This window comes from Mediterraneibacter hominis (assembly GCF_014287475.1).
GTDB classification, from domain to species: Bacteria; Bacillota; Clostridia; order Lachnospirales; family Lachnospiraceae; genus Mediterraneibacter; species Mediterraneibacter hominis.
Genome location: NZ_JACOPF010000001.1, coordinates 73,260 through 97,552, shown reverse-complemented (window position 1 = coordinate 97,552; position 24,293 = coordinate 73,260). Strand labels below are relative to the sequence as shown.

Annotated in this window: 22 protein-coding genes, 1 riboswitch and 1 other annotated feature; of the genes, 3 read left to right on the top strand and 19 right to left on the bottom strand. The window is 42.1% G+C overall.

The genetic code is table 11. From position 1 onward, the window contains the following. Positions 1–28 precede the first annotated feature (28 nt). From H8S37_RS00455 to H8S37_RS00410, 10 genes are all read right to left on the bottom strand, one after another. Positions 29–550, bottom strand: a complete 522-nt coding sequence (locus H8S37_RS00455) for a methyltransferase family protein (protein ID WP_186874101.1) — start codon at positions 548–550, stop codon at positions 29–31. A 29-nt stretch (positions 551–579) separates the two neighbouring features. After that, positions 580–1,179 (bottom strand): alpha/beta hydrolase, encoded by a 600-nt coding sequence (locus H8S37_RS00450; RefSeq protein WP_186874100.1) that lies wholly within the window; start codon positions 1,177–1,179, stop codon positions 580–582. 54 nt (positions 1,180–1,233) lie between these two features. Further along, complete coding sequence (locus H8S37_RS00445; protein ID WP_186874099.1) at positions 1,234–1,482, bottom strand: DUF3781 domain-containing protein; 249 nt, start codon at positions 1,480–1,482, stop codon at positions 1,234–1,236. 50 nt (positions 1,483–1,532) lie between these two features. Further along, on the bottom strand, positions 1,533–2,072 hold the full coding sequence (locus tag H8S37_RS00440) for a DUF1697 domain-containing protein (protein WP_186874098.1): 540 nt from the start codon (positions 2,070–2,072) through the stop codon (positions 1,533–1,535). 57 nt (positions 2,073–2,129) lie between these two features. After that, on the bottom strand, positions 2,130–2,894 hold the full coding sequence (locus tag H8S37_RS00435) for an alpha/beta hydrolase (RefSeq protein WP_186874097.1): 765 nt from the start codon (positions 2,892–2,894) through the stop codon (positions 2,130–2,132). Positions 2,895–3,066: 172 nt separating this feature from the next. Continuing rightward, entirely contained in the window at positions 3,067–5,499 is a 2,433-nt protein-coding gene (gene leuS / locus H8S37_RS00430) for a leucine--tRNA ligase (protein WP_207723856.1), read from the bottom strand. A gap of 75 nt (positions 5,500–5,574) precedes the next feature. After that, positions 5,575–5,834 (bottom strand) — a binding site (T-box leader). A 70-nt stretch (positions 5,835–5,904) separates the two neighbouring features. Next, complete coding sequence (locus H8S37_RS00425; RefSeq protein ID WP_186874096.1) at positions 5,905–7,314, bottom strand: alanine/glycine:cation symporter family protein; 1,410 nt, start codon at positions 7,312–7,314, stop codon at positions 5,905–5,907. A 2-nt stretch (positions 7,315–7,316) separates the two neighbouring features. Then, positions 7,317–7,413, bottom strand: a riboswitch (glycine riboswitch). A gap of 179 nt (positions 7,414–7,592) precedes the next feature. Beyond that, entirely contained in the window at positions 7,593–8,375 is a 783-nt protein-coding gene (locus H8S37_RS00420) for a ZIP family metal transporter (protein WP_186874095.1), read from the bottom strand. A gap of 106 nt (positions 8,376–8,481) precedes the next feature. Continuing rightward, positions 8,482–8,907, bottom strand: a complete 426-nt coding sequence (locus H8S37_RS00415) for a flavodoxin (RefSeq protein WP_186874094.1) — start codon at positions 8,905–8,907, stop codon at positions 8,482–8,484. Between the two features lie 20 nt (positions 8,908–8,927). After that, complete coding sequence (locus tag H8S37_RS00410; protein ID WP_186874093.1) at positions 8,928–9,518, bottom strand: DUF3793 family protein; 591 nt, start codon at positions 9,516–9,518, stop codon at positions 8,928–8,930. A 405-nt stretch (positions 9,519–9,923) separates the two neighbouring features. On the opposite strand from H8S37_RS00410, the gene H8S37_RS00405 reads away from it, so the two are divergent. After that, positions 9,924–10,346, top strand: a complete 423-nt coding sequence (locus H8S37_RS00405) for a hypothetical protein (protein WP_186874092.1) — start codon at positions 9,924–9,926, stop codon at positions 10,344–10,346. Positions 10,347–10,446: 100 nt separating this feature from the next. Here the strand turns inward: H8S37_RS00405 and H8S37_RS00400 are convergent, their stop codons facing one another. The 4 genes from H8S37_RS00400 to H8S37_RS00385 form a co-directional block, all read right to left on the bottom strand. Further along, the gene (locus H8S37_RS00400) at positions 10,447–12,120 is read right to left on the bottom strand and encodes a CvpA family protein (protein ID WP_186874091.1); all 1,674 of its coding nucleotides are present in this window, start codon (positions 12,118–12,120) and stop codon (positions 10,447–10,449) included. Between the two features lie 61 nt (positions 12,121–12,181). Beyond that, positions 12,182–13,627, bottom strand: a complete 1,446-nt coding sequence (locus tag H8S37_RS00395) for a TrkH family potassium uptake protein (protein ID WP_186874090.1) — start codon at positions 13,625–13,627, stop codon at positions 12,182–12,184. 10 nt (positions 13,628–13,637) lie between these two features. Further along, positions 13,638–14,996 carry a Trk system potassium transporter TrkA gene (gene trkA, locus H8S37_RS00390; protein ID WP_186874089.1) on the bottom strand — a complete coding sequence of 453 codons (1,359 nt, stop codon included), beginning with the start codon at positions 14,994–14,996 and terminating at the stop codon, positions 13,638–13,640. A 169-nt stretch (positions 14,997–15,165) separates the two neighbouring features. Beyond that, positions 15,166–17,241, bottom strand: a complete 2,076-nt coding sequence (locus tag H8S37_RS00385; RefSeq protein ID WP_186874088.1) for an elongation factor G — start codon at positions 17,239–17,241, stop codon at positions 15,166–15,168. A gap of 452 nt (positions 17,242–17,693) precedes the next feature. Between H8S37_RS00385 and H8S37_RS00380 the strand changes: the two genes are divergently transcribed. Both H8S37_RS00380 and aroA read left to right on the top strand, forming a co-directional pair. Beyond that, positions 17,694–18,803 carry a prephenate dehydrogenase gene (locus H8S37_RS00380; RefSeq protein WP_186874087.1) on the top strand — a complete coding sequence of 370 codons (1,110 nt, stop codon included), beginning with the start codon at positions 17,694–17,696 and terminating at the stop codon, positions 18,801–18,803. Between the two features lie 86 nt (positions 18,804–18,889). Continuing rightward, on the top strand, positions 18,890–20,182 hold the full coding sequence (gene aroA / locus H8S37_RS00375; RefSeq protein WP_186874086.1) for a 3-phosphoshikimate 1-carboxyvinyltransferase: 1,293 nt from the start codon (positions 18,890–18,892) through the stop codon (positions 20,180–20,182). Between the two features lie 101 nt (positions 20,183–20,283). Here aroA and folK read toward each other — a convergent pair whose 3' ends face one another. Genes folK through H8S37_RS00350 form a run of 5 tightly spaced genes read right to left on the bottom strand, consistent with a single transcriptional unit; the run spans position 20,284 to position 24,254 of the window. Then, a complete protein-coding gene (gene folK, locus H8S37_RS00370) occupies positions 20,284–21,105 on the bottom strand; it encodes a 2-amino-4-hydroxy-6-hydroxymethyldihydropteridine diphosphokinase (RefSeq protein WP_186874085.1) in 822 nt (273 codons plus the stop codon). Next, positions 21,098–21,913 carry a dihydropteroate synthase gene (gene folP, locus H8S37_RS00365; protein WP_186874084.1) on the bottom strand — a complete coding sequence of 272 codons (816 nt, stop codon included), beginning with the start codon at positions 21,911–21,913 and terminating at the stop codon, positions 21,098–21,100. Before folP ends, folK begins: the two co-directional genes overlap by 8 nt. Next, complete coding sequence (locus tag H8S37_RS00360) at positions 21,910–22,401, bottom strand: HD domain-containing protein (protein ID WP_186874083.1); 492 nt, start codon at positions 22,399–22,401, stop codon at positions 21,910–21,912. Before H8S37_RS00360 ends, folP begins: the two co-directional genes overlap by 4 nt. A gap of 2 nt (positions 22,402–22,403) precedes the next feature. Beyond that, entirely contained in the window at positions 22,404–22,961 is a 558-nt protein-coding gene (gene folE / locus H8S37_RS00355) for a GTP cyclohydrolase I FolE (RefSeq protein ID WP_186874082.1), read from the bottom strand. Continuing rightward, positions 22,962–24,254 (bottom strand): bifunctional folylpolyglutamate synthase/dihydrofolate synthase, encoded by a 1,293-nt coding sequence (locus H8S37_RS00350; protein WP_186874081.1) that lies wholly within the window; start codon positions 24,252–24,254, stop codon positions 22,962–22,964. Positions 24,255–24,293: the final 39 nt, after the last annotated feature.

Genomic DNA, 24,293 nt, shown 5'->3' with positions numbered 1-24,293 from the left:
ATTGTTTACCAGCCAAACTGTGGTTTGTCTAAATATATCGACGCACTTTTTTCATATACTCTTTGTAATTCTTACCGAATTTTTCTATACACCATCTTTCTTCTGAAAGAATAATCCAATGAGCTGAAATTTGAAATATTATTACTATTCCAAACAATATCAAAGACTGTATTAGTAAAGACATACCGATAAAACAAATAAAATAACTCACATACATTGGATTTCGTGAGAACTGATAAATCCCATTGATATTTAACCCCTCAACATTAGGAGAAGCAAAACATACTATGGAAACAGCACATAAAATAATACCTAAAAAATAACAAGCAAGTCCCAAATAAAAGTATAATGAAAAGTCCATTTTTACTGTCGTTACAAGCAGATATAAAAATAAACCTATATTTGCCGCCTGATAAATATAGTATGCTATTTTTTCCCGTTCTTGTATTGGTGCGAAATATCCCGCACGCTGTATGGCTCTCTTGTTTATAATTGATAATAGTCCGAATCTTACTGCAAAAAAAGGAAACAATAAGCAAAAACCATTCACTTTATTTCATCTCCTCAACTTCCAATCTATCAAATATTATGTCTTATCCAGTTATCTAAAAACTCAATTTGCTCATTTGTATGAAACCAATGCTCTCCATTCTCCATTATAGTAAGGGCTGCACCAATTTTATCTGCAAACGTAGATATCGTACTATAAGAAATTAAATTATCTTTTGCTCCAAACAAAATATTAGTCGGTATCTTCCAATCAATGGGATTTTCCCTCACATAGCAAAGATACTCCCAAGACAACGTTTCCCCAAATTGTGTCGGTATTTCTTTTCTGTCACAAAGTTCAGCCTCTGTTATATTTGCCCATACCATCATATCGCCAATCAGTTTTTCCATATTTACGATCGGAGATATGAACAATGCTTTTTCTATATTCTTATTCTGTAAAGCGTTCATTGCCAAAAATGCGCCAATGCTATTTGCAGCAAGAATCACCGAGTCACATTTTCCGCATAATTTATCAAAAAGAATAGGAAACTCCTCTTTCGCTTTCCACGGCGTTTTAGAACAATAGTCCATACCAAATACAGCGTATCCTCTGCAAATTACTTTGTAATGCTCTGCTTCGTCAGCATTTCCATCTTTTCCGTGTATATATAAAATTGCCTTTTTCAAAATATCACCTCTATAGCTTAAATCCGCTTTATTATCCGCTATACAAACTTAGATTTACTTAACAATATGTGCTGTGATAATTGTATAGCTATATGAATTGATAGTAATTTTGATATTTTCTGCCTCACAATACCAATTTTTACCTTGTTTGTATATATTGCAATTTTTATCTAAAATCTTATTGATACAATACTCTGCAACATCTTCTGTATCTATTTTTAGGTTTCTTTTAATTCTATCAACTCCCATTTCAGTTGTATGAATTTTGTCAATATTATCAAATAATATCTTCTTATCTTCCATTTTTTCCTCACAATTTTTTTCAGTTCTATAAACCAGGATATGAAAAACAATTACATACTAACTATTTTTCTAACTGTATTCGCCGTTCTTATCGTCAATTTACTACTGATATTTGCGCTTGCCGTTTTAGGCCACCAATTTGTTTTTTGATAATCTTTCCGACTGAAAGACCAGAATACAGCTTTTTTGTATTCCTCTATCCTTTCTAATCCCTCTTTAGGCTCTCCGATTTCATTATATACATCTTTGAATGTAGCAGGCGGCATAATAAAAATTAGATTGTCATAAATCTTCTTACTTTCATCTCCCCACCATTCAGGTGCATGATATAAAATATCTTCAAGTTCTTCCTTTGATATGACAAAGACAGGAATATCTATACTAAACTGATTTTTAATCATTTCCTCAATCCGGCTTGTAGTCTTGATTATGTCGGTTTCACCACTTGAAAAAATTACATTACCGCTGTTCAAATAGGTTTTGACCTCTGTATAATCAAGTCTTTCAAAGCCCTGCTTTAATTCTGCCATTGACACTTTGTTTTTGCCGCTTATATTGATGCCGCGCAAAAACGCAATATATCTTTTCATCTATGCTAATACCTCCATACAAATTCTAATCCTATCAATCGTTATACAAACTAAGAGTTATATAATATCTTGAAGAATATCATAAAATTTTTCTTTTGCATATTTCTCCATGAATGGACTATGACCGCACTTTTCTAAAATATAAGTTTTGCATGGAATACCGTTTTCTTCTAACGGTTTCATTACTCCTTCTATAGGGTGAGGGTCACAAACTCCTTGTATTAAAAATAGGTTGCTCTGCATATTTTTAAATGCTGTCAATAACTCTCCATTGGTTCTCAGTTTCGCAGCCTCATTCCAAATTCTGTTATACATTTCATTATCTGCTTTGTCTGCTATGAGTTTTTCACTACTTTCGAGGTAATAATTATCTGATTTTTCTAAAATACTGGGTATCTTTTTCATATCTTCATCAGTAGCCACATTATCTGTCATTCTCTGAAAGATTTTACTTTCTTCGTCCGAAAGATTTTGCGATCTTCGTAAAGATATTTCTCTGACATATTTATCTGCAAGTGGCGGGCAGCCAACTAAGATAATGTTTTTACACATCTTTGGATATTTTCCAGCAAATAAAGCAGCTAACCATGCACCCCATGAGTGACCAATTAACGTCGGTTTTTCTTGACAATATTCTATAATCTGTAAATATAATTCTTCGATCAATTCGGCTATGGAATACTGGGATTGCAATGCTTCAACAATCCCTCTTTCGGTCAGTCTGCTTAATTCTTCTGCACAGTTTTTTAAAGAACCTATTGCGCCAGGCCCGCCATGAATTAAAACGGTCTTATACGGTGCTTTTCCATGTAATGTAACCATTTTTATCTTTACCTCAATTTTAATTTATTTACTTTCTCATAATAGCACGCTTTACGATTATTTACACCACTCGTCATAAAAATAACGCAGACAATATCTCTACTATCTGCGTCATTTCTCTCATACTTTCTTGAAATATTTACTCCATTTTCTTTCAGCTTTTGCTCTAAATTTACTTCATAACAATATTCACAATCTTCTTTGGAACGTAAATTTCTTTTACTACGTTTCCTGTCAGTTTATCGGCTACCGCCTCTCTTCCTGCTGCAATTGCCTCTTCCTTAGATGCCTCCGCCGAAATGAGAATAACCGCTTTTGTCTTTCCATTGATCTGCACCGGAATTTCTATTTCATCATCCTTCATTGCAGATTCATCATACGCAGGCCACCCTGCTTTGAATACCGTTGTCTTATGTCCCAGCTTTTCCCACATTTCCTCGGCAAAATGAGGCGCAAACGGGGAAAGAAGCACTGCGATCGTCTCTAATGTCTCTTTGTCGATACCGCCTTCTTTTTTCGCCATCTCTATAAACTTGTTGTTGTATTCCATAAATCCAGAAATAACTGTATTCAGGCTGAAATTCTCCAGTCGGCCTGTAATGTCCGCCACCATCCTGTGACGCTGCTTGATCATCTCTTTCGTTGCCTGCACATCATTCTCCAGGCTGTCCATCAACAGATTCCAGAGACGTTTTAGGAAACGGTTTACCCCGTCTATTCCTCTGTCGTCCCACTCTGCATCCAGTTCCGGCGGCCCTACAAACAACTCATACATACGCAGGGAATCACACCCATAGTCATTTACCAGATCGTCTGGGGAAACTACATTTCCCTTTGACTTACTCATCTTGATTCCATTCTTGCCTGTTATCATGCCTTGATTAAACAGCTTCTGGAACGGCTCGTCAAAATCAATCACACCGATATCGCACAAAAATTTCGTATAGAATCTGGAGTACAGAAGGTGAAGAACGGCATGCTCTACACCGCCGATATACATGTCTACCGGAAGCATTTCGTCAGCCTTTTCTCTCGAAACTAGTTCTTTGTCATTGTGATTGTCCACATAGCGCAGGAAATACCAGGAGGAACCTGCCCACTGCGGCATGGTATTCGTCTCTCTTTTCGCAGGCTTGCCGCACACCGGGCACTTACAGTTGACCCATTCCTCGATTCCGGCAAGCGGAGATTCCCCTGTCCCTGTCGGCTCATAAGATTCTACATCCGGCAGGCGAAGCGGCAACTCTTCCTCTGGTACCGGAACCGCCCCACAGTCAGGGCAGTGTACAATCGGAATCGGCTCTCCCCAGTAGCGCTGGCGTGAAAATACCCAATCACGCAGCTTATAGTTCACTGTCGCCTTTCCGATCCCCTTTTCTTCAATTATGTGAGGCGCTTCTTTTTTCAGCACAGAAGACTCCATGCCATTCCACTCTCCGGAATGAATCATCGTACCTGAAGCCTCTGTATAAGCCTCCGTCATGTTCTCAATTTCATTTCCGTCCTTTGCGATAACCTGGATAATAGGAATATCAAATTTCTTTGCAAATTCAAAGTCACGATCATCATGTGCAGGAACACACATAATCGCCCCTGTTCCATAATCTGCAAGTACATAGTCAGAGAGCCAGATTGGCGTCTTTGCCCCGTTTAGCGGATTTATCGCATAGCTTCCTGTAAACACTCCCGTCTTTTCCTTATCCTGCATACGGTCTACATTGGATTTCATGGAAGCATCATAAATATATTTATCCACTGCTTCTTTCGTCTCAGGCGTAGCAAGAGACGCTGCCAGTTCATGTTCCGGCGCAAGAACCATAAAGGTAGCACCGTAGAGTGTATCCGGTCTTGTAGTGTATACTGTAATCTTTTCTTCTCTGCCTTCTATCGGAAAGTCTACCTCTGCACCGTAGGATTTTCCAATCCAGTCCGTCTGCATTTTCTTTACCTTCTCCGGCCAGTCCAGCTTGTCCAGATCATTTAAGAGGCGTTCTGCGTATTTCGTAATACGAAGCATCCACTGGCGCAGGTTTTTCTTCGTCACTTCCGCACCGCACCGTTCACATTTGCCGTTGACAACCTCCTCGTTTGCCAGGCCCGTCTTGCAGGAAGGACACCAGTTAATTGGGAACTCTTTCTCATAAGCAAGCCCTTCCTTGAACATTTTTACAAAAATCCACTGTGTCCACTTATAAAATGCAGGATCTGTCGTATTGACTTCCATATCCCAGTCATAGAGCGCCGCAATCTGGTTAATCTGCTCTTTGATATGGCTTACATTGTCCGCTGTGGATTTCGCCGGATGCACGCCCATTTTAATCGCATAGTTTTCGGCCGGGAGCCCAAACGCATCCCATCCCATTGGATGTACAATATAATATCCCTGCTGCAGCTTATAGCGGCTCCACACGTCGGAAATCACATACCCTCTCCAATGTCCTACATGAAGTCCGTTTCCTGACGGATAGGGAAACATGTCCAGACAATAATATTTTTCTTTCTTATTTCCGTTCTCATCTGTTTTCGGATTGACTGGATTTTCCTGCCATTTCTCACGCCATTTTTTCTCAACAGCCTTGTGATTATAGACTATTTTCTGTGCCATATGTCTTTCTACCTCCAATTTGATTTCCACTTGCTTTTTGTTCTGACTCAAACTATAAAAAGCCTTCCATCCCTCTTAAGAGACGAAAAGGCTTTTTTCCGTGGTACCACTCTTATTCATTTATCACAGGTTCCATGATAAATGCACTCATTTCTTCTGTAACGGGAAGCTCCGCCCCTGCCTATTTCTCATACGCCATTGACAATACCAATTACATATCGCATTCAGCAGGAGAACTCCAAGGTGAGTTGGGAGTGCCTGTCTCCTGCCTCACACCTGCCGGCAGGTCTCTGATAAAACAGTACGCTCTTACTATTCCTCTTCACTGTTTTTACAATATTCTTTCTCATTATAAGTAGTATGTTAAAATAAGTCAAGTAATTTTCTACGGTTACTTCTTTTCTATTATTTTTCCTTTAATCTAGAAAAATAATCTCTCGATTCTTTCACTACAACACCGCTTAACGCAAGCAGAGCAATTAAGTTCGGGAATGCCATCAGTGCATTGAAAATATCCGCGATATTCCAGACAGCCGCCACTGTCATATATGGTCCGATAAATACTGCAAGAATATACAACCAGCGGTACGTCTTGACTGCTTTTTTATTTCTATTAAACATATACTCAATACAGCGTTCCCCATAATAGTTCCACCCTAAAATTGTAGTAAATGCAAAAAATACAAGGCACAGCATCAGGCAGAAGGAGGCAACTGCAGGCGGGAACGGCAGTCCTTTTTCAAATGCCGCCATTGTAATCGCCACTCCTTCTAACTCTGGGTTCATCCAGGTACCGGCAATTACAATGGAAAGTCCTGTCATTGTACAGATGATAATCGTATCAATAAATGTTCCTGTCATAGAAACCAGCCCCTGGCGCGCCGGCTCTTTTGTCATAGCCGCTGCCGCCGCAATCGGAGCGCTTCCAAGACCAGATTCATTAGAAAAAATACCTCTGGCAATTCCCTTCTGCATTGCTACAATCATACTTCCCATTGCCCCACCTGCCAGCGCACTTCCTGTAAATGCAGATTTTACAATAGACACAATTGCTCCCGGCACAAGTGAAATATTTGTAATAATGATCAATAGCGCCAGAACTACATAGAGTACTGCCATAAACGGAACCACTATCTCTGATACTTTTGCAATTCTCTTAATTCCACCGATTACGACTAAGCCCACACATACTGTGAGTATGATACAGGTAATTACAGTCGCCCAGGAATATTCCTTTCCGAACAACTCGATCGCATAAACCGTCTGTGGGTCAAAAAAGTCCTTTACAGCAGATGCAATACTGTTGACCTGTGTAAAAGTACCAATTCCAAAAAGACCTACACCGGCGCCAAAAAAAGCAAAAATCATGGCAAGCCACTTCCACTTTTTCCCCATACCATTTTCAATATAATAAAACGGGCCGCCAAGTACATGACCGTCTTTGTCAATCGTCCTGTATTTAATCGCCAAAAGCCCTTCCGCATATTTCGTCGCCATTCCGAAAAATGCTGCCACGACCATCCAGAACAGCGCTCCCGGCCCTCCCGCTGCAATCGCAGTTGCAACTCCTGTAATATTTCCGGTTCCGATCGTTGCGGACAATGCTGTACAAAGCGCTCCAAAACTGGTCACTTCTCCATGTCCGTCTTCTTCATTTTTTACCATGAATTTCAGGGCCTTTTTAAGATGTCTGATCTGCAGAAGCCCTAATCGAACTGTAAGATAGAATCCTGTTGTCAGAATTAGAATGATTAACGGCAACCCCCATATTCTGTCGTCAATCCACGTGATTACTGCGTCAATTTGTGCAAACATTTCTTTCTTCCTCCATCCTTTTGCCTGAGAGATTAACAGTCTGTTCAGACTGCGTACACCTTCGGCGCTCTTTTTAAGAGACTCTCCTGAGTTTATTCTTTTGTGCTTTAACACACCATAGTAAAGAATAGCACTCTGTCAAAAGGATTGCAAGTATTTTTTGTCGCTGTACGTTTTTGCCTGGCAAATCACTTTCCAAATGTCCACAAAAAATGAGTCTAACCGTTTTCACTGTCAGACTCATTTTATCCTTTTTGTTCAGTACATGTTTTCTTATACTAACCAAGAGCCACATCTAATACCATCATCAGCGCAAAGCCAAGAGCCACTCCGATTGTACTAATATTCGAATGTTTGCCTGTCTGCGCCTCCGGAATTAATTCTTCCACAACGACATAGATCATGGCCCCTGCCGCAAAGGAAAGTAAGTATGGCAGAAGCGGCACAACCAGACCTGTCAAGAGAATGGTAATCCCTGCTGCTATTGGCTCTACAATTCCTGAAAGCGCCCCATATATAAAGGCTCTTCTTTTAGAAATTCCTTGGCTTTTTAATGGCATAGAGATAATCGCCCCTTCCGGGAAATTTTGGATAGCGATCCCGACAGACAATGCAAATGCTCCTGCCATCGTCATCACGCTATTTTCTGTCAAAACCCCTGCAAAAGTAACGCCTACTGCCATTCCCTCCGGTATATTATGCAGAGTCACTGCCAGGACAAGCATCGTTGTTTTTTTTAAATGGGCCGGAACGCCCTCTGGTTTTTCATCTGTAAAATGAAGATGTGGAGTAAGTGTATCCAACACCAGCAAAAATCCCATTCCTAAAAGAAAGCCTCCTGCCGCCGGTACCCAGGCAATCCCTCCCTCTTGTTCTGCCATCTCTATCGATGGAATCAGAAGAGACCATACAGATGCTGCAATCATAACCCCTGATGCAAATCCCAGCAAGAGTTTTTGCAGCATCTCATTCATTTCTTTTCTCATAAAAAATACCATTGCCGCGCCAAGAGTGGTCCCGGCAAACGGTATTAAAATCCCAGTCAGAGTATTTATATTCATATTCCTTCTCTCCCCTTTATTCATCTGTTGAAAAATTTTATCGATATCTTATCATATGCGAAGGGGAAAGATTTTGTCAATGATGAATTTTCGTTTTCTCTTTGTATTATTTCACCAATTCTTTGCCAGCATTCTCACACTCTGCCAGTGCCTCATCATCTGGCGCCTCATTCGCGATAATGCCTTCTCCCCTTACAAGAACTGCTCCTGCATTTTTCATTCTGGAAGCCCAGTCTCGCATCCATTCTCCGTCTCCCCATCCATAGGAGCCAAACAGCAGAATTGTTTTTCCGGATACCAATGGCTCCAAAGCTTCAACAAATGGTTCCATTTCACTTTCTTCCAACTGTTCTGCCCCCATTGACGGGCAGCCCAGGGCAAATGCGTTCTCCTGTGCAATGGCAGTGGCATCCGCAGTTCCCACTTCTATAAGATTTGCCTGTCCGCCTGCTTCTTCAATCCCCTTAGCCACCGCCTCAGCCATTGTCTGTGTATTGCCTGTTCCACTCCAATATACTACTGATACGCTCATGTTATAATACCTCCGTTATTCTAATACTGAGCAATTTCCCGGATGCTCTTTCCGGTCAGAAATTCATTTACCGCACAGTTCTTTGCACGGTCATATTCATTGAAAATCATTTTTGCCCGTGCCAGGTTCTTATATACCTTCCAATAGCCAATCATCAGATATTTCTGTCCTTCATTTTCAATAAAACCTCTGACATCTTCTACCGGATAACCCAAAAATATTCCTATTTCATGTGGAAATCCCATTCCATTCTCGGAAAATGTGCATACTCTTTCGGACAATCTTAACAGGAAATCTTCCATATTCTGGTTTTGATATCCGTATTCTTCCAACAGCAATTTTATATCTGGACGCATCATATATGCTTCCAGCTCCTTAGAACGGTAAAAAAGTACAAGGCATTTTCCGTCCATGCTGCATAGTTTCCGATACGAAATATCCATCTCCTGGAATATTTCCTCCAATCCATCATAGAGCGCATCTTCTACAGAAATCACGCAAGAAATTTTCAATCCCTTTAGAAAAGGAGCACACTGAAGTACAATCTGAAATTTCAGACGCAATTTCTGGTTGCTGTTTTTCAGGAAATAGGATAACACTTCCGCAGGCATAAATTCCCTCCCCTATATTGAGAATGATTTTCAATTTATTTCATGTTATCACGTATCAGATTCCTTTTCAACATATGTTTTTGAGAACTTTTCTCATTACATTTCTCCTCTTATTTTCTGTAACAGTTCAGCCATACAGTGTGCGGGAAGCATAAAACATGCCTGCATGTTTTTGCGAGCGTACATCTGTATGAGCTTAAGCGCCCATCAATGAGTAAAACGGTAGCGGCAGCCAAGATAAGCACGCAGTGCGGTTTTACGAATGGCGCGGGCTGAACTGTTACTATTTTTTGTTTATTTTATCCTTTTTTTAGTTGTTCCATGTACTGCTTTAGTGTATAATAAACATAAGATATTTGAGAGGTGAAAAGTCTCAAAAATACATACATAAAGGAGAGATTCGCCATGGTAAATTTAATAACAGGCCCAAGAGGCAGCGGAAAAACACAACAAATGATAGACCTTGCTAATGAAAAGGTAAAAACATCCAATGGAAACGTAGTTTTAATTAAAAAAAGCCATAAAGATACTTACACCGTAGATTTTAATATACGTGCAATCCGTATGGCAGATTATAAAGACATTCTAACTCTGGAAGAGTTTGTAGGGTTCCTGTACGGTATGGTAGCCGGCAACCACGATATCGAAGCAATTTTCATTGACAGTGTTCTTAAACAGGCAAATATTACATTAGAAAGTCTGCCTGCTTTTCTTCAGAAGCTGCATAAAATCTCCAACGAAAATAATATCGAATTTTATCTGAGTATCAGTGCAGATAAGAATGAGATTCCAGAAATAAATTCTCCTGATTACAATGTATTAAATTAATAACATCTTTATTTTCACAAATTAAGGAGCTGCGCACCAATCAAAATCAGCGCACAGCTCCTTTTTGTTTTCCTTTTCTCTGTTCTTTTTATTCTTCCTTTTATTCTTCTACAGGCTCTCCATTCGCGTCTTCTTCTGTCTCTTTTTTCTTAGAATCCTGTATATTTGCCTCTTTGCCGTTCAGGGAAAGCACAGTATTGCTTGTCTCTCCTTCTTTGTATTCCACTGTCACCTCATCGCCGACATTAAATTTAATAATATCAATAAAGTCTACTACCGGTATGTCGAAAATCTCGTCTGAGCCTTCCAGCATAATGTAATAATGAGAGTTTCCATCTATGACACTCTGTGCAATCTTGGTAATCTTCCCAGATAGAGTCAGTATATCTCTTGTATCCTCTTCCACCTGTTTGATACCGTTCTCATACATAAGTGTCGTATAATTTTCCTCGCACTCACTCACTGTATCTCCAATCGCCACTATCTGATATTTCTGTACATTGACCATCGCATATTTTTTTACCAGTCCTGCATCATCTTTGAGAGCAATAAAATACGTCGGTTCACCAGAGATATTTAAAAGCAATGGAAAAGCTGCTTTATATTTCAGGTTCTGTACCTGTCCTTCCGCCGACGACATCGCTGAAGCCTCCGTCGCACCTTCCACTTCATAGAACTTTGTCTCCATTGTACGCTGATTCATCAGCACAAATCCTACATTAGACTGATCCCCTGTAATAGACGTCACTCCTGTATATACCCAGACATCATCATCAATTGCAAGATAATTATACCCGTCCGTTGTATGCAGACAATCCTTTTGCCCAAGCACGCTGTTGAAAAATCCATGTTTCAACGTTCCATAGTAATCATACAGCTCTACAAGCAAATCTGCGGAATACGCACGGTCAATCCACTCTGGTGCATTATCTATGCTGTAATCCTTTGTTTCACCTGTAATCGCATTGCACAAAACGACTCTTCCGATCGTCTCTCCTCCGAACAATCCGATATTGAACTTCTTAACCGGACATATCCAGTATGGTACACCGTTATCATCAATCTCAAAACTTAGGTCATTAAAAATGTACGTCGGATATTTAAAGCGCAAATGCCGGTATATATTCCGATTGAAGTGATCGCTCTCTGTATATTTCATTCCATCATCCAGTTTTACCAGCTCCGTATTCTGCGTTGCCATATCAATTTTAATATATGCAGGAATTCCTTCACTTTGGTTTGTCAGCCATTTAATAATATTCGCATATTTCAGAGGAGATACACGCACCGGCTGATCCTTATAGTTGATTTGACTGTATAAGTCATCCACTTCAAACTGGGACACCATATCTACCATGCTCCCCATCTTTCTGTTTCCCAGAATCGCCGCGGAATCTCTGTCCAGAAGCGGGATCTGATCGAAGGAGAGTTCTTCAATATCTTTCGAAAATTCTCCATTTTCCACCGTCATTAATTTCTGATATTTTTTTGCATTCACTATAGGAGAGGACAGAAGCGTTCCTACGAGATATACAATCACAACTGCCGCAAGCACGCCCAGAATCGCCTTCAAGCCTTTGGAAGTTTTTAACTCATATCTGCTAAACCCTTTCCTTTTTACATAATATGCTGCCACAAGTACAATCAAAATGATAAGAAATATCCAAAACTCTGTCGAGTGAATATTAATTGCAGGCAACGCCACATAATAATAAACTCCCAGTAAAAGCACTACTGCAATCACTGCCATAATCTTTGTTTTTACATTCTTCATTTTTCCTCCTAAATGAAACGCGAAAATTGATACTTTTCGCTCTTTCATTTCCTTAAATACATTAAAATTTTCTTCTCCACAAATCCGGGGAGAAAATAAGCAGGTATGGAATTACCTCCAGGCGTCCTACCAGCATATCTATACAGAATACAATCTTAGACACTGGAGAAAACGAATAAAAGTTTTCTATCGGTCCTACCTGGGATATTCCCGGCCCTACATTGTTGATAGTTGTCAGCACTCCGCTGAATGATGTAGCAAAATCAAAATTATCAATGGATACAATCAGTACCGATACTATTAGGATCAGTATATAAGAGATAAAATAAATATATACGCCCTGCATCGTATCCCGTCCAATTTTTTTCCCATTCACCCGCACTACAGTCACAGACTTTGGATGTAGAATCCGCCTTATTTCCTGCCGTACTGTCTTGACGAGTATCAAAAGTCTTGAAACCTTGATTCCACCTCCTGTACTACCCGCACACGCTCCAATTACCATCAGTGCCAGCAGCAGCGTCTTCGACAGCTCCGGCCACACATCATAATTTGCAGTACAAAATCCTGTGGTCGTAATAATAGAGGCGACCTGGAACGACGCGTAACGAAATGCCTGAGCCACATTTCCATAAATGTGAAGAATATTTACCGTAATTATCACAATGGAAACCCCAATGATTCCCAGATACGCCTTAAGCTCCTCATTTTTCAGAGCACTCTTCCATTTTTTCAGGCGAATTAGGAAATACAAATTGAAATTCACTCCAAATAAAATCATAAATATCGTGATAACCCCATCGATATAGGCACTATCATAATACGCTACACTTGCATTTCTGTTTGAAAAGCCTCCTGTACCTGCGGTACTAAAAGCATGCAGCAGAGCATCATAAAAACTCATGCCTCCAAACATAAGCAAAATCACCTCTGCCGCGGTTAAGACAAAATACATTTCGTATAATATTTTCGCCGAATGCCGCGCCCTGGGCACCAGCTTGTCCGCTTCTGGTCCTGGGACTTCTGCACGCATCAAATGCATAGAATGATCATCTTCCAGAGATGTCAGCATCATTACAAACACGAGCACGCCCATACCACCTATCCAGTGAGTTAGACTCCGCCAAAAAGAAATTCCTTTCGGCAGTATTTCAATGTCTGTGAGTATCGTCGAGCCCGTTGTTGTAAACCCCGAAACTGTTTCGAAAAATGCGTCCAGATAATTTGGAATACTTCCGGACAGAAAAAACGGCAAAGCACCGAACAAAGACCAGAGTATCCAGGCAATTCCTACGATCACAAATCCTTCTTTACCATATATCGTCTTTCCTTCCGGTGGTTTTTTCCCAAAAATAAGAAATAAAATTCCTAAGATCACACTGACAATCAAAAAAGACAGACCGCTTTCCTCTCCATATAGGAAAGAAACCAGTGCAGGAAGTAAGAGTACAACGCCCTCCACTCCCAGCATTTTCCCTAAAATATATAGTATCATCCTTCTGTTCATGTGCTCGCACCTACATCAAAATATCCCGAATATCCTGAATCTGTTTTTCCATTGTAACCACAATCACGCTGTCTCCTGCCTGGATACAGTCGTCTCCATTCGGAATGATAATCCTGCGCTTTCGTGCAATACATGCAATCAGATTATTGGATTTCAGTGATAGTTCTTTCAGCGGCACACCCGTATACTCCGTCTTTGATTTTACAATAAACTCCAGTGCTTCCACCTTGCCGTCTACTAGCTGATAGAGTGTTTCTACATTTGTACTTCCTTGAGAGTTTTTCCGCGCCCTTACATAACTTAATATCGCATCTGCTGTCACTGTCTTAGCAGACACAACACTGTCCAGCCCGAAATCCTCTATCATTTTCGCTCTCCGGTCCTCATTCACCTTAACGATAATTTTATCTACCTTCTGCCCTTTTGCAAAAAGAGACATAATAATATTTTCTTCGTCCATTCCGGTTAATGCGATAAAGGCATCTGCTTCCTCGATCCCCTCTTCAATCAGTAAGTCGTGATCCGAAGCATCTCCGTTGATTATCGTTGCCTTTGGAAGCATTTCGCTTAAGGTTTCGCACTTCTCCTCTATCTTCTCAATAATCTTCACTTGCATCCCGATCGCGAGCAGCTGTGTAGCGAGATAATAACTTACCCTTCCGCCGCCGCAGATAATGACTTTATTGATCTTTTCCTTATGGCAGCCTGCAAGCTTAAAGAAGTGTTCTATCTCTTTGTGCGATGCAGCGATATGAATCCGATCTCCTTCCTCCAATATGTAATCACCTGACGGAATAAGAACTTCCCCTGCTCTTTCTACTGCGCATACAAGCACCTTGATTTGAAGCTTCGTGTACATACCGGACAATGCCATACCCACCAGCGGACTTCTCTTCGTCAGTACATACTCTATAAGCTCTACCCTCCCTTTTACAAACGTCTCTATTTTACTTGCATCTGGGAAAAGCAGAAGCCTGGAAATCTCTCCTGCCATAATCAATTCTGGGTTAACCACCATGCTCAAATGTAAGTCTTCTTTCAGAATATCAATCTGCTGGTAATACATCGGGTTTCTGACTCGCGCAATCGTATGCTTCGCCCCAAGGCGCCGCGCAATCAGACAGCTTAACATGTTACATTCGTCCGTAGAAGTACATGCAATGACTAAATCAGCATGCGGAACATCTGCCTCCTTCTGGATAGCAACACTTCCTCCATCACCAGTCACACAGAAAATGTCAAGACGATCAATTGCCGCCTTGAGTTTCTTTTCATTGCTGTCAATCATAACAATGTCGTACTGTTCGGCGTAAAGTGCACGTGCAAGCTTATACCCCACCTTGCCATCTCCGATAATCACAATTTTCATTTGTTTTTCCTCAATTTTCCTTCTCGTTTTGCCTTTTTGTCAACGGCAGAAAAATTATAGCACTTTTATGCATAAACTACAATGCTTTTAGCACTTTCTTTGCACACCTCCCGGCAGAAAAAACAGGAGACCGGCAATGTCCGGCCTCCCGCACTCTTTTTCCTTTCTTCTACTCCTCTGCTGCCCGCGCTGCTATTTCTTTTTCCTGTACATCTGACGGTGCCTGCTCGTATCTCGCAAAGGCATATTCATATGTTCCTCTTCCTCCAGTCATAGAGCGAAGTGTTGTACAGTATCCAAACAGTCCTGTCATTGGAATATCTGCCTCAATCACCTGCTTTCCTCCCGCAACTGGATTCATGCCCAGCACACGTCCGCGGCGCTTATTCAAATCCCCCATTACATCTCCTGTGTAATCATCTGGCACCGTAACCTTCAAGGATGCGATTGGTTCCATCAGCACCGGCCCCGCTTCCATAAATCCCTTCTTAAATGCCTGGCTTGTCGCTGTCTTAAATGCCATTTCCGAAGAATCCACCGGATGATAAGAACCATCGTACAAAATTGCCTTTACTCCCACTACTGGATATCCGGCGAGGGGGCCTTTTTGTACAGAATCTTGAAGTCCCTTTTCCACCGCCGGGAAATAGTTCTTCGGAACTGCTCCTCCAACTACACATTCTTCAAATACAAACGGTTTTTCCAAATCTCCAGAGGGCTCAAATTTCATCTTTACATGTCCATACTGTCCATGTCCGCCAGTCTGTTTTTTATATTTCATATCTACATCAGATTTTTTCCGTATTGTTTCTCTAAATGCTACCTTAGGCGTCTCCAGGGTAATTTCTACTTTATATCTGGCAGCTAACTTACTTGCGGCGATCTCCAGATGCTGATCCCCCATTCCATAGAGCAGCGTCTGTCTATTTTCACTGTCATTGACTGCTCTTAGTGTCACATCCTCTGCCGTCATTTTGGCAAGCGCCTGCGAAACTTTGTCCTCATCCCCTTTATTCTTTACGCGGTATCTCATATATGTATACGGCACAGAAAAGTCTGTCTTAGCATAGGATACCGGCGTCCCCTTTGCAGATAGCGTATCTCCTGTACGAGTATTGGTAAGTTTTGCAATCGCTCCGATATCGCCCGCAAACAGCTCCGATACCTCCGATGGCTTATTGCCGCACATTGTATAGAGTTTTCCCGGCTTTTCTTCCGAGTCCGTATCTGCGTTGTATAAGTTGTCATCCCCTTTGAGTACTCCGGAGCACACCTTCACAAAGGAATACTTTCCGATAAATGGATCCACCATCGTTTTAAACACATATGCTGTCTTCGCCTTCGAGAACTCGTAATTTGCTTCAAAAATATCATTTGTCGTGCGGTTGATGCCTGCACAGGTACGCTTATCCGGACTCGGGAAAAACCTTACAATATCGGACAGCAGGTTTGCCACTCCCTGTGCCTGAATGTTGGAACCCATGGCTACCGGAACAATATCCCCGTCCATTACCTCCGTACGCATTGCAGAGCGAATCTCTTCAACAGAAAATTCCTCCCCGTTAAAATATCTCTCCATAAATTCTTCACTTGTCTCTGCCACAGATTCCATAAGTGCATCTCTCAATATCTGAAGATTCGGCAGGCAGTAATCTGGAATCTCGCACTCCTCACGCTGCCCTACGCCTGTATAACGACGTCCCGCATTCTTGATGACATTGATATAGCCAACCAGCTTCTCATTCTCACGAATTGGCTGGAAATGCGGCGCAATCTTCTTTCCGTACCGTGCAGTCAGATCTTCGACAACCTGACGAAAGCTCGCGTCATCTACATCCATCTCTGTCACGTAAATCATCCGTGGAAGATTATATTTGTCACACAGTTCCCAAGCTTTCTCCGTTCCCACCTGCACGCCTGCTTTTCCTGATACAACGATGACTGCTGCGTCCGCCGCGCTGACCGCTTCTTCTACTTCGCCAACGAAATCAAAATATCCTGGTGTATCAAGAATATTAATCTTTGCCTTTTCCCATTCAATTGGGATCAGGCTGGTGCTGATTGAGAAACCGCGCTTCTGTTCTTCTTTGTCAAAATCACTGGTCGTATTGGAATCTGCTATCTTTCCCATACGGCTGGATGCTCCCGATACATACAACATCGCTTCTACAAGACTCGTCTTGCCACTCCCGCCATGTCCGAGCAATACTACGTTTCTAATCTCGTCTGTTCTGTAAACCTTCATGCTGCTGCCTCCTTGTGTGTAGTTTTCTATATGTACAGGATATTCCGTTCCTCCTGCACACATATGCTATATGTGTATATTGTACTAAAACCTTGCAATAATTACAACTATTTTATTAAGTTTTAACAAGTATTTGTCCGGTTGTAACAGTTCAGCCATACAGAGTGCGGGAAGCATAAAACATGCCTGCATGTTTTTGCGAGCGTACATCTGTATGAGCTTAAGCGCCCATCAATGAGTAAAACGGCGGCGGCAGCCACGATAAGCACGCAATGCGGTTTTACGAATGGCGCAGGCTGAACTGTTACGTCCGGTTTTTCTGATAATCATGTTCTGTTTTACATTTGCAGTGTGAAATGATAAAATGTTTTTATATTTGTCCGGGTATGTTGATACCTCTCGACGAGTTATTGTATATGCAATTATAAATATAACCGGAAAGGATTTTTCGTATGAAACCATCTTTAACACCTAAAAAAATCGGATTTATCGGACTTGGGCTTATCGGGGGATCTATTGCCAAAGCAATACGGCAATACTATCCTGACTGCACCCTGATTGCCTTTGACAAAAATAGAGAGACACTTGCCTTTGCCGTCTCACAGGGGACTATCCATATCTCCTGTTCTTCCATAGACGACAATTTTAAACACTGTGACTATATCTTTTTGTGTGCTCCGATTGCCTATAATACCGCCTACCTCTCTCAATTAAAAAAATATGTGGATGCTGCTTGTATTCTCACCGATGTCGGCAGTGTGAAAACCTCGATTCACCAGGAGATTATTTCTCTTGGGATGGAAGAATTTTTTATCGGAGGGCATCCTATGGCAGGTTCGGAAAAAAGCGGGTTTGTCAACTCCAGAGCACATCTGATTGAAAATGCCTACTATATTCTCACTCCATCTGAAAAAGTGGCAGCGGAAAAGATCCTGTCATATCAGACCTTCGTAGAATCTTTAAAAGCGCTTCCTGTTTTGTTAGACTACAAAAAGCATGACTGGATTACCGGAACTATCAGCCATCTTCCGCATATCATTGCTTCTAGTCTTGTAAATTTCGTAAAAAACACGGATACAAAAGAAGAGCTGATGAAAATGCTCGCTGCCGGCGGTTTTAAGGACATCACAAGAATCGCTTCTTCTTCCCCTGTAATGTGGCAGCAAATCTGTCTGAAAAACGGGAAAAATATAGCGGATATACTTAAGCAGTATATCGACGTATTACAGCAGGCAAAAGAATGGATAGAAGCAGGATCTGAACAAAACTTATATTCCTTGTTCGAAACTTCCAGAGACTACCGCGATTCCATGCCGAATACATCCGCAGGACCGATCAAAAAACAGTTCGCCCTGTACTGTGATATTATCGATGAGGCGGGAGGAATCGCGACCATTGCAACTATACTGGCAAGCAATCATATCAGCATCAAAAATATTGGCATCATACATAACAGGGAATTTGAAGAAGGGGTGCTGCGCATTGAATTTTATGACGAGGATTCTGCAAAAAATGCATACAAGCTCCTCCAGAAATACCGGTATATTGTATATGAGGTCTAACCCAGCTTTCTTTTTCAAAGCCGGCAGAGCACTCTTCTAAGGTATACGCTTACCAACAAAGTACATTTTGAAAGGATATTAAAAAAATGGAATTATGTAGTATAAACGGACTAAAAGGAACGATTACTGTACCGGGGGACAAATCCATCTCTCACCGCAGTATCATGTTTGGTTCCATTGCAAAAGGAATTACAGAGGTCGAAAATTTTTTAAAGGGTGCGGACTGCCGCGCCACCATTCAGTGTTTCCGTACACTAGGTATTGAAATCGAAGAAAGCAAGTCCTCTGTTCTCATTCATGGAAAAGGACTACACGGGCTTATGCCCCCTACTCATATTCTGGATGTAGGAAACAGCGGTACAACAACACGCCTTCTGTCTGGTATTCTTGCCGGACAGCCATTTGACTCAAAGCTTTCTGGGGATGCTTCTCTGAACGCCCGCCCCATGAAGCGTATAATAGAGCCCCTCACACAGATGGGCGCAAATATCTCCAGTATTCTCAGGAATGACTGTGCTCCACTTTATATTACACCGGGGAACCTGCATGGGATCCATTACAATTCTCCAGTAGCCTCCGCCCAGGTGAAGTCCTGCATCCTTCTCGCAGGGTTGTACGCCGACAGTGAAACTTCTGTCACAGAGCCAAGTCTTTCCAGAAACCACACAGAGCTCATGCTCAAAGAGTTTGGCGCAGATATTCGCTCCACACATGCTTTAAGCAGTACACAGGCAACTGCCTCTATTTTGCCTTGTACAGAGCTCTATGGACAGCATATCCTGGTTCCCGGTGACATCTCTTCCGCTGCCTATTTCATCGCTGCCGGACTTTTGGTTCCAGATTCGGAAATTCTGATACAGAATGTAGGAATCAATCCGACAAGAGCCGGACTTTTGAAAGTCTGTGAAGATATGGGCGGAGATATCACCCTGTTAAACGAACGGACACAGGCAGGAGAACCCATTGCGGATATACTGGTGCGTACAAGCACACTGCACAGCACTACCATTGAAGGGGACATTATCCCCGCGCTGATCGACGAAATTCCTGTTATTGCAGTTATGGCCGCCGCCGCCGAAGGCACCACCATTATCCGAGATGCCGCTGAGTTAAAGGTCAAGGAGAGTGACCGCATTGAAACAGTGACAGACAATCTGCTCTCTATGGGGTGCAATGTCACTGCCACAGAAGATGGAATGATCATTCGCGGAGGCTGCCCCTTAAAAGGTGCGGTTATCCACACGCTTTTCGATCACAGAATCGCAATGGCATTCAGCATTGCTGCCCTTATCGCCGACGGGAATACCAAAATTCTGGACAGTAAGTGTATAGATATATCCTATCCGGAATTCTATGATACATTTGAAAAGCTTTTATAAAACATCAGCTTCATCTGCTAAAAAATAGAGAGCGGTTACCACACCGCTCTCTATCTCTTTCCTCAATTATAGTTTTAGAGTGCCCTTTCTATGTCTTTTAACTATCGTTTTATCTCTAATGTTTCCAACATCTCTCTGACTGTCTGTCCATATACAGGGTGCCTTTTATACGGTGCGATTTCATGCAGAGGTTTCAGGACGAATGTTCTCTTATGCATCTCTACATGTGGAATACATAAGTCCTCCTCCTGGCAGACAAGATCATCATAAAAAATAATATCCAAATCCAGTGTTCTCGGCCCCCAGTGTATCTTTCTTTCCCTTCCGGCTTCCTTCTCAATCTCATGTAATCTTGCAAGGAGCTCTCTGGGAGAAAGCAAGGTGGAAAGCTTCAGACACGCGTTTAAAAACATATCCTGATCTATCACTCCGTAAGGTGGAGTTTCAATATAAGAGGAAATCCTTTCCACTCTACAGCCTCTTGTCTCATTTAATGCTTCTACCGCTTTGTCCAAATACCTTTTTTTCTCTCCTATGTTAGATCCAAGTGCGATATATGCCGCATGCCAGCTTCTGTCTATCTCAACAGATACCGTCTTAAGCGGCAGTCCAACAGGCGCCCATGGTTTTTTTATCTCTAGCTCTATCCGCTTTAAAAGCGGCGTGTGAAGAAGCAGTTCTTCCGCCAGCCTCTCTGCTGCGCGCTCCAGCAGACAAAATGTATGTTCCTTCATAAAACGGTCTATGAACTGGCTGATCTCTCCATAGTGAATCGAGGCTGTTAAATCATCCGTCTGCCCCGCTTTTCTTGTGTCCGTATACAGCACAGCAGAAACTAAAAACTTTTGTCCAAGCACATTTTCTTCTGGAAATACGCCATGTTTTGCGAACACTTCCAGCTCCTCTATCTTAATTTTATCCATTGTATCCTCCTAAAATAGCTTCTGTCATCTGTACTGCCCGTTTATTTTTTTTCACATCATGTACTCGGATAAAGGCACAGCGTTTCTGTACAGCAAATACGGTTGTCACAAGAGTCCCTTCCTCCCGTTCATGGGCTGGAAGGTTTAACGTCAGTCCAATGACCGACTTTCTGGAGGTTCCAAGCAATATCGGATAGCCCAGCTTATGCAGGATTTCCAAATGGTGAATGATTTCCAGGTTTCTCTCACAGGTCTTTGCAAATCCTACCCCTGGATCCACGATAATTTTATCTTCTTGAATCCCTGCCTCTTTTGCAAGCCGTATACTTTCTTTTAAATCTTCTGTAATATCCTCCAGGAAATTTTTATATTCCATGTTTTTCCGGTTATGCATAATACAGCATGGAACCTTGTATTTGGCAAGCAAAGGCGCCATCTTTGCATCTGCCTTCAGCCCCCATATATCATTTACTAAGTCCGCCCCTGCCTCCAGTGCCTCCTTCGCCACTTGGCTCTTATACGTGTCTACTGAAACCGGAATGTCGTATTCCTTCTTAATCCTCTCGATGACCGGCACAATACGGCTGATTTCTTCTTCATCTGTAATCCGCGTATGCCCGGGCCGCGTGGATTCTCCTCCTATGTCCAGAATATCGGCCCCGTCAGCTATCATCTCTCCTGCATGCAGCAGTGCCTGATCCATCTGATTATACTTCCCTCCATCTGAAAAGGAGTCCGGTGTAACATTTAGAATTCCCATAATGTATGTTTTGTTCTCTGTGTCAAATATTTTATTTCCGATTTTCATCGATCTATCTCCTTGTTTTTCTTTGTCTCCGGCCAGTTACACTCTTTCTCTGCCAGGCAGGCATAACACAGTCTGGATTTTTTGTCACTTTCATATAACAGCTTCTCGAGAGGCTCCATATTACTGTGTGCTTTTCTATGTCCCCGGACTGCCGTCAGAATCTGACGGATCTCTTCTTCTGTGAAAGTACATCCTTCCGGCAGACTATGCAAAATTTTCTCCGCAATCTCCGCCGACGCCAGCTCGTGTGGGATCTGCTTTTCATATTGAAGGGATTTCCCTATGTCGTGAAGAAGCGCCGCTGTATAGATCAGCTCTTTTTCTATCCCTAATTGTTCTTCCAGATTACGTATATATGCAATTCGCGCCGTATCCAGAAGATGCTCCATCTGATGTCTGCAAAACCTTCTGTCCGTTTCCAGTTCCAAAAGCCTCTCATAGTATTCCTGAAACAAAGGGTGTTCTCTAACTGCATTTACTCTTCTCATAATCAACGCTCCATCATATGAAAGAAACGGTTTTCCAGCACCGGACTGTCAAGGAATACCCCTCTTCTTGCGATCGTGACAGTCTGGCTTCCCGGCTTTTTGATCCCCCGCATCGTCATACACATATGCTCTGCTTCAAGCATAACCAGCACGCCCTTCGGATTCATATACTGCATCAGCGCATCTGCAATCTGTCCGGTAAGCTGTTCCTGTAATTGCAGCCTTCTGGCAAATACCTCTACTGTGCGCGCCAGTTTGCTCAGTCCTACCACTTTTCCATCGGGAATATAGGCAATATGCGCTTTCCCATAAAAGGGAAGCAAGTGGTGCTCACAGGTCGAATAGAAGGTAATATCCTTCTCAAGTACCATCTCATTGCTGTCTACATGGAAAGTCTTTAAAAGATGATCCTTCGCACTTTCTTCCATGCCCGCATAGAGCTCCCTATACATACGCGCAATTCGATCCGGCGTCTCTAAAAGCCCTTCTCTGTCTGCATCTTCTCCAATTCCTTCCAGCAAAAACCGGATGCCCTGCTTTATCTTCTCTTCGTCTATCATCTATTTTTCTCTCCTTTTCCTTACGATTTCCAGTACCTCCCCCAGATAGGACAGGGAACCAAACACCAAAATCACATCCTCTTCTTCTGCCTTCGCAAGTGCAGCGTCCACTGCCGCTTCTACACTTTTTTCTGCTCTGACAGATACACAGTATTTCTTTACTGCCTCTGCTAAACACTCTGCTGGAAGCGTTCTCTGCGTGTCCGGCAAATCTACTGTATATACCGAGCAGGCAAAGGGGCACATAATCTGCGCTATCTTTTCATATTCTTTATCCCTAAACACGCCCATAATATAAATCAGACGTCGATTTTTAAAATACCTTTGTATATTTTCGCATAAGCGCTGTGCTGCTTCCTCATTGTGCGCGCCATCCACGATCACCAAAGGATGTTCCAATATGCAGGAAAACCTTCCTATCCAGACTGTTTTTTCCATTCCTCGATATACACAGTCCATAGGAATTACATATCCTTTCCTCTTTAGGCTCTCTATAACCTCCAGCACAGTCACCGCATTTTCTATCTGGTGTCTGCCCGCCAGAGAAATACGCAGCTCTTTATATCCTTTATAGGAAAAGCAGCTTCCTCGGTAGTTTTCCTCTAAAATTTCCACTGCATTTCTGTCTGCTTCTATAAACGGGCATCCTTTCTTTTCTGCTTCTTTTTGAAGGATAGCTTTCACTTCTTTTTTCTGCCCTGTCGTCACTACTATACATCCTTTTTTTATAATTCCCGCCTTATTCTGGGCGATCTCCTCTAACGTATCTCCCAGTATTCCCATATGGTCTCGGCTGATAGAAGAAAATACTGCACATACAGGAGCACCTATTACATTGGTCGCGTCCAATAGTCCGCCAAATCCGGTTTCTAAAACGACGAAATCACATTTTCTTTCCCGAAAATACAAAAAAGCCATCGCCGTCTCTATCTCAAAAACTGTAGGATGAGGTTCTCCTACGGCCTTCATTCGGGCAATCGCTTCTTTTATTCTCTGTATAAGTCCCGCAAAGGACTCCTCTGTTATCATTTTTCCATCTATCTGAATCCGTTCCAGATAGGAAACCACCGTCGGTGAAACATAGCGCCCGATTCTGTAACCTGCCTCACTTAAAATGGTTGAAGTGTATGCAAGCACAGAACCTTTTCCATTCGTTCCTGCAATATGTATGAACTCTAAATCATCCTGGGGATTGCCAAGTTCACGCAACAGACCGCGGATTGTATCCAAGCCAAGTACACTTCCGTATTTCGACACTTCGTCCAAATATACCCTTGCTTCTTTATAGGTCACGTTATTTTGTTCCTTTCTCTATTTAATCACTGATGTCCA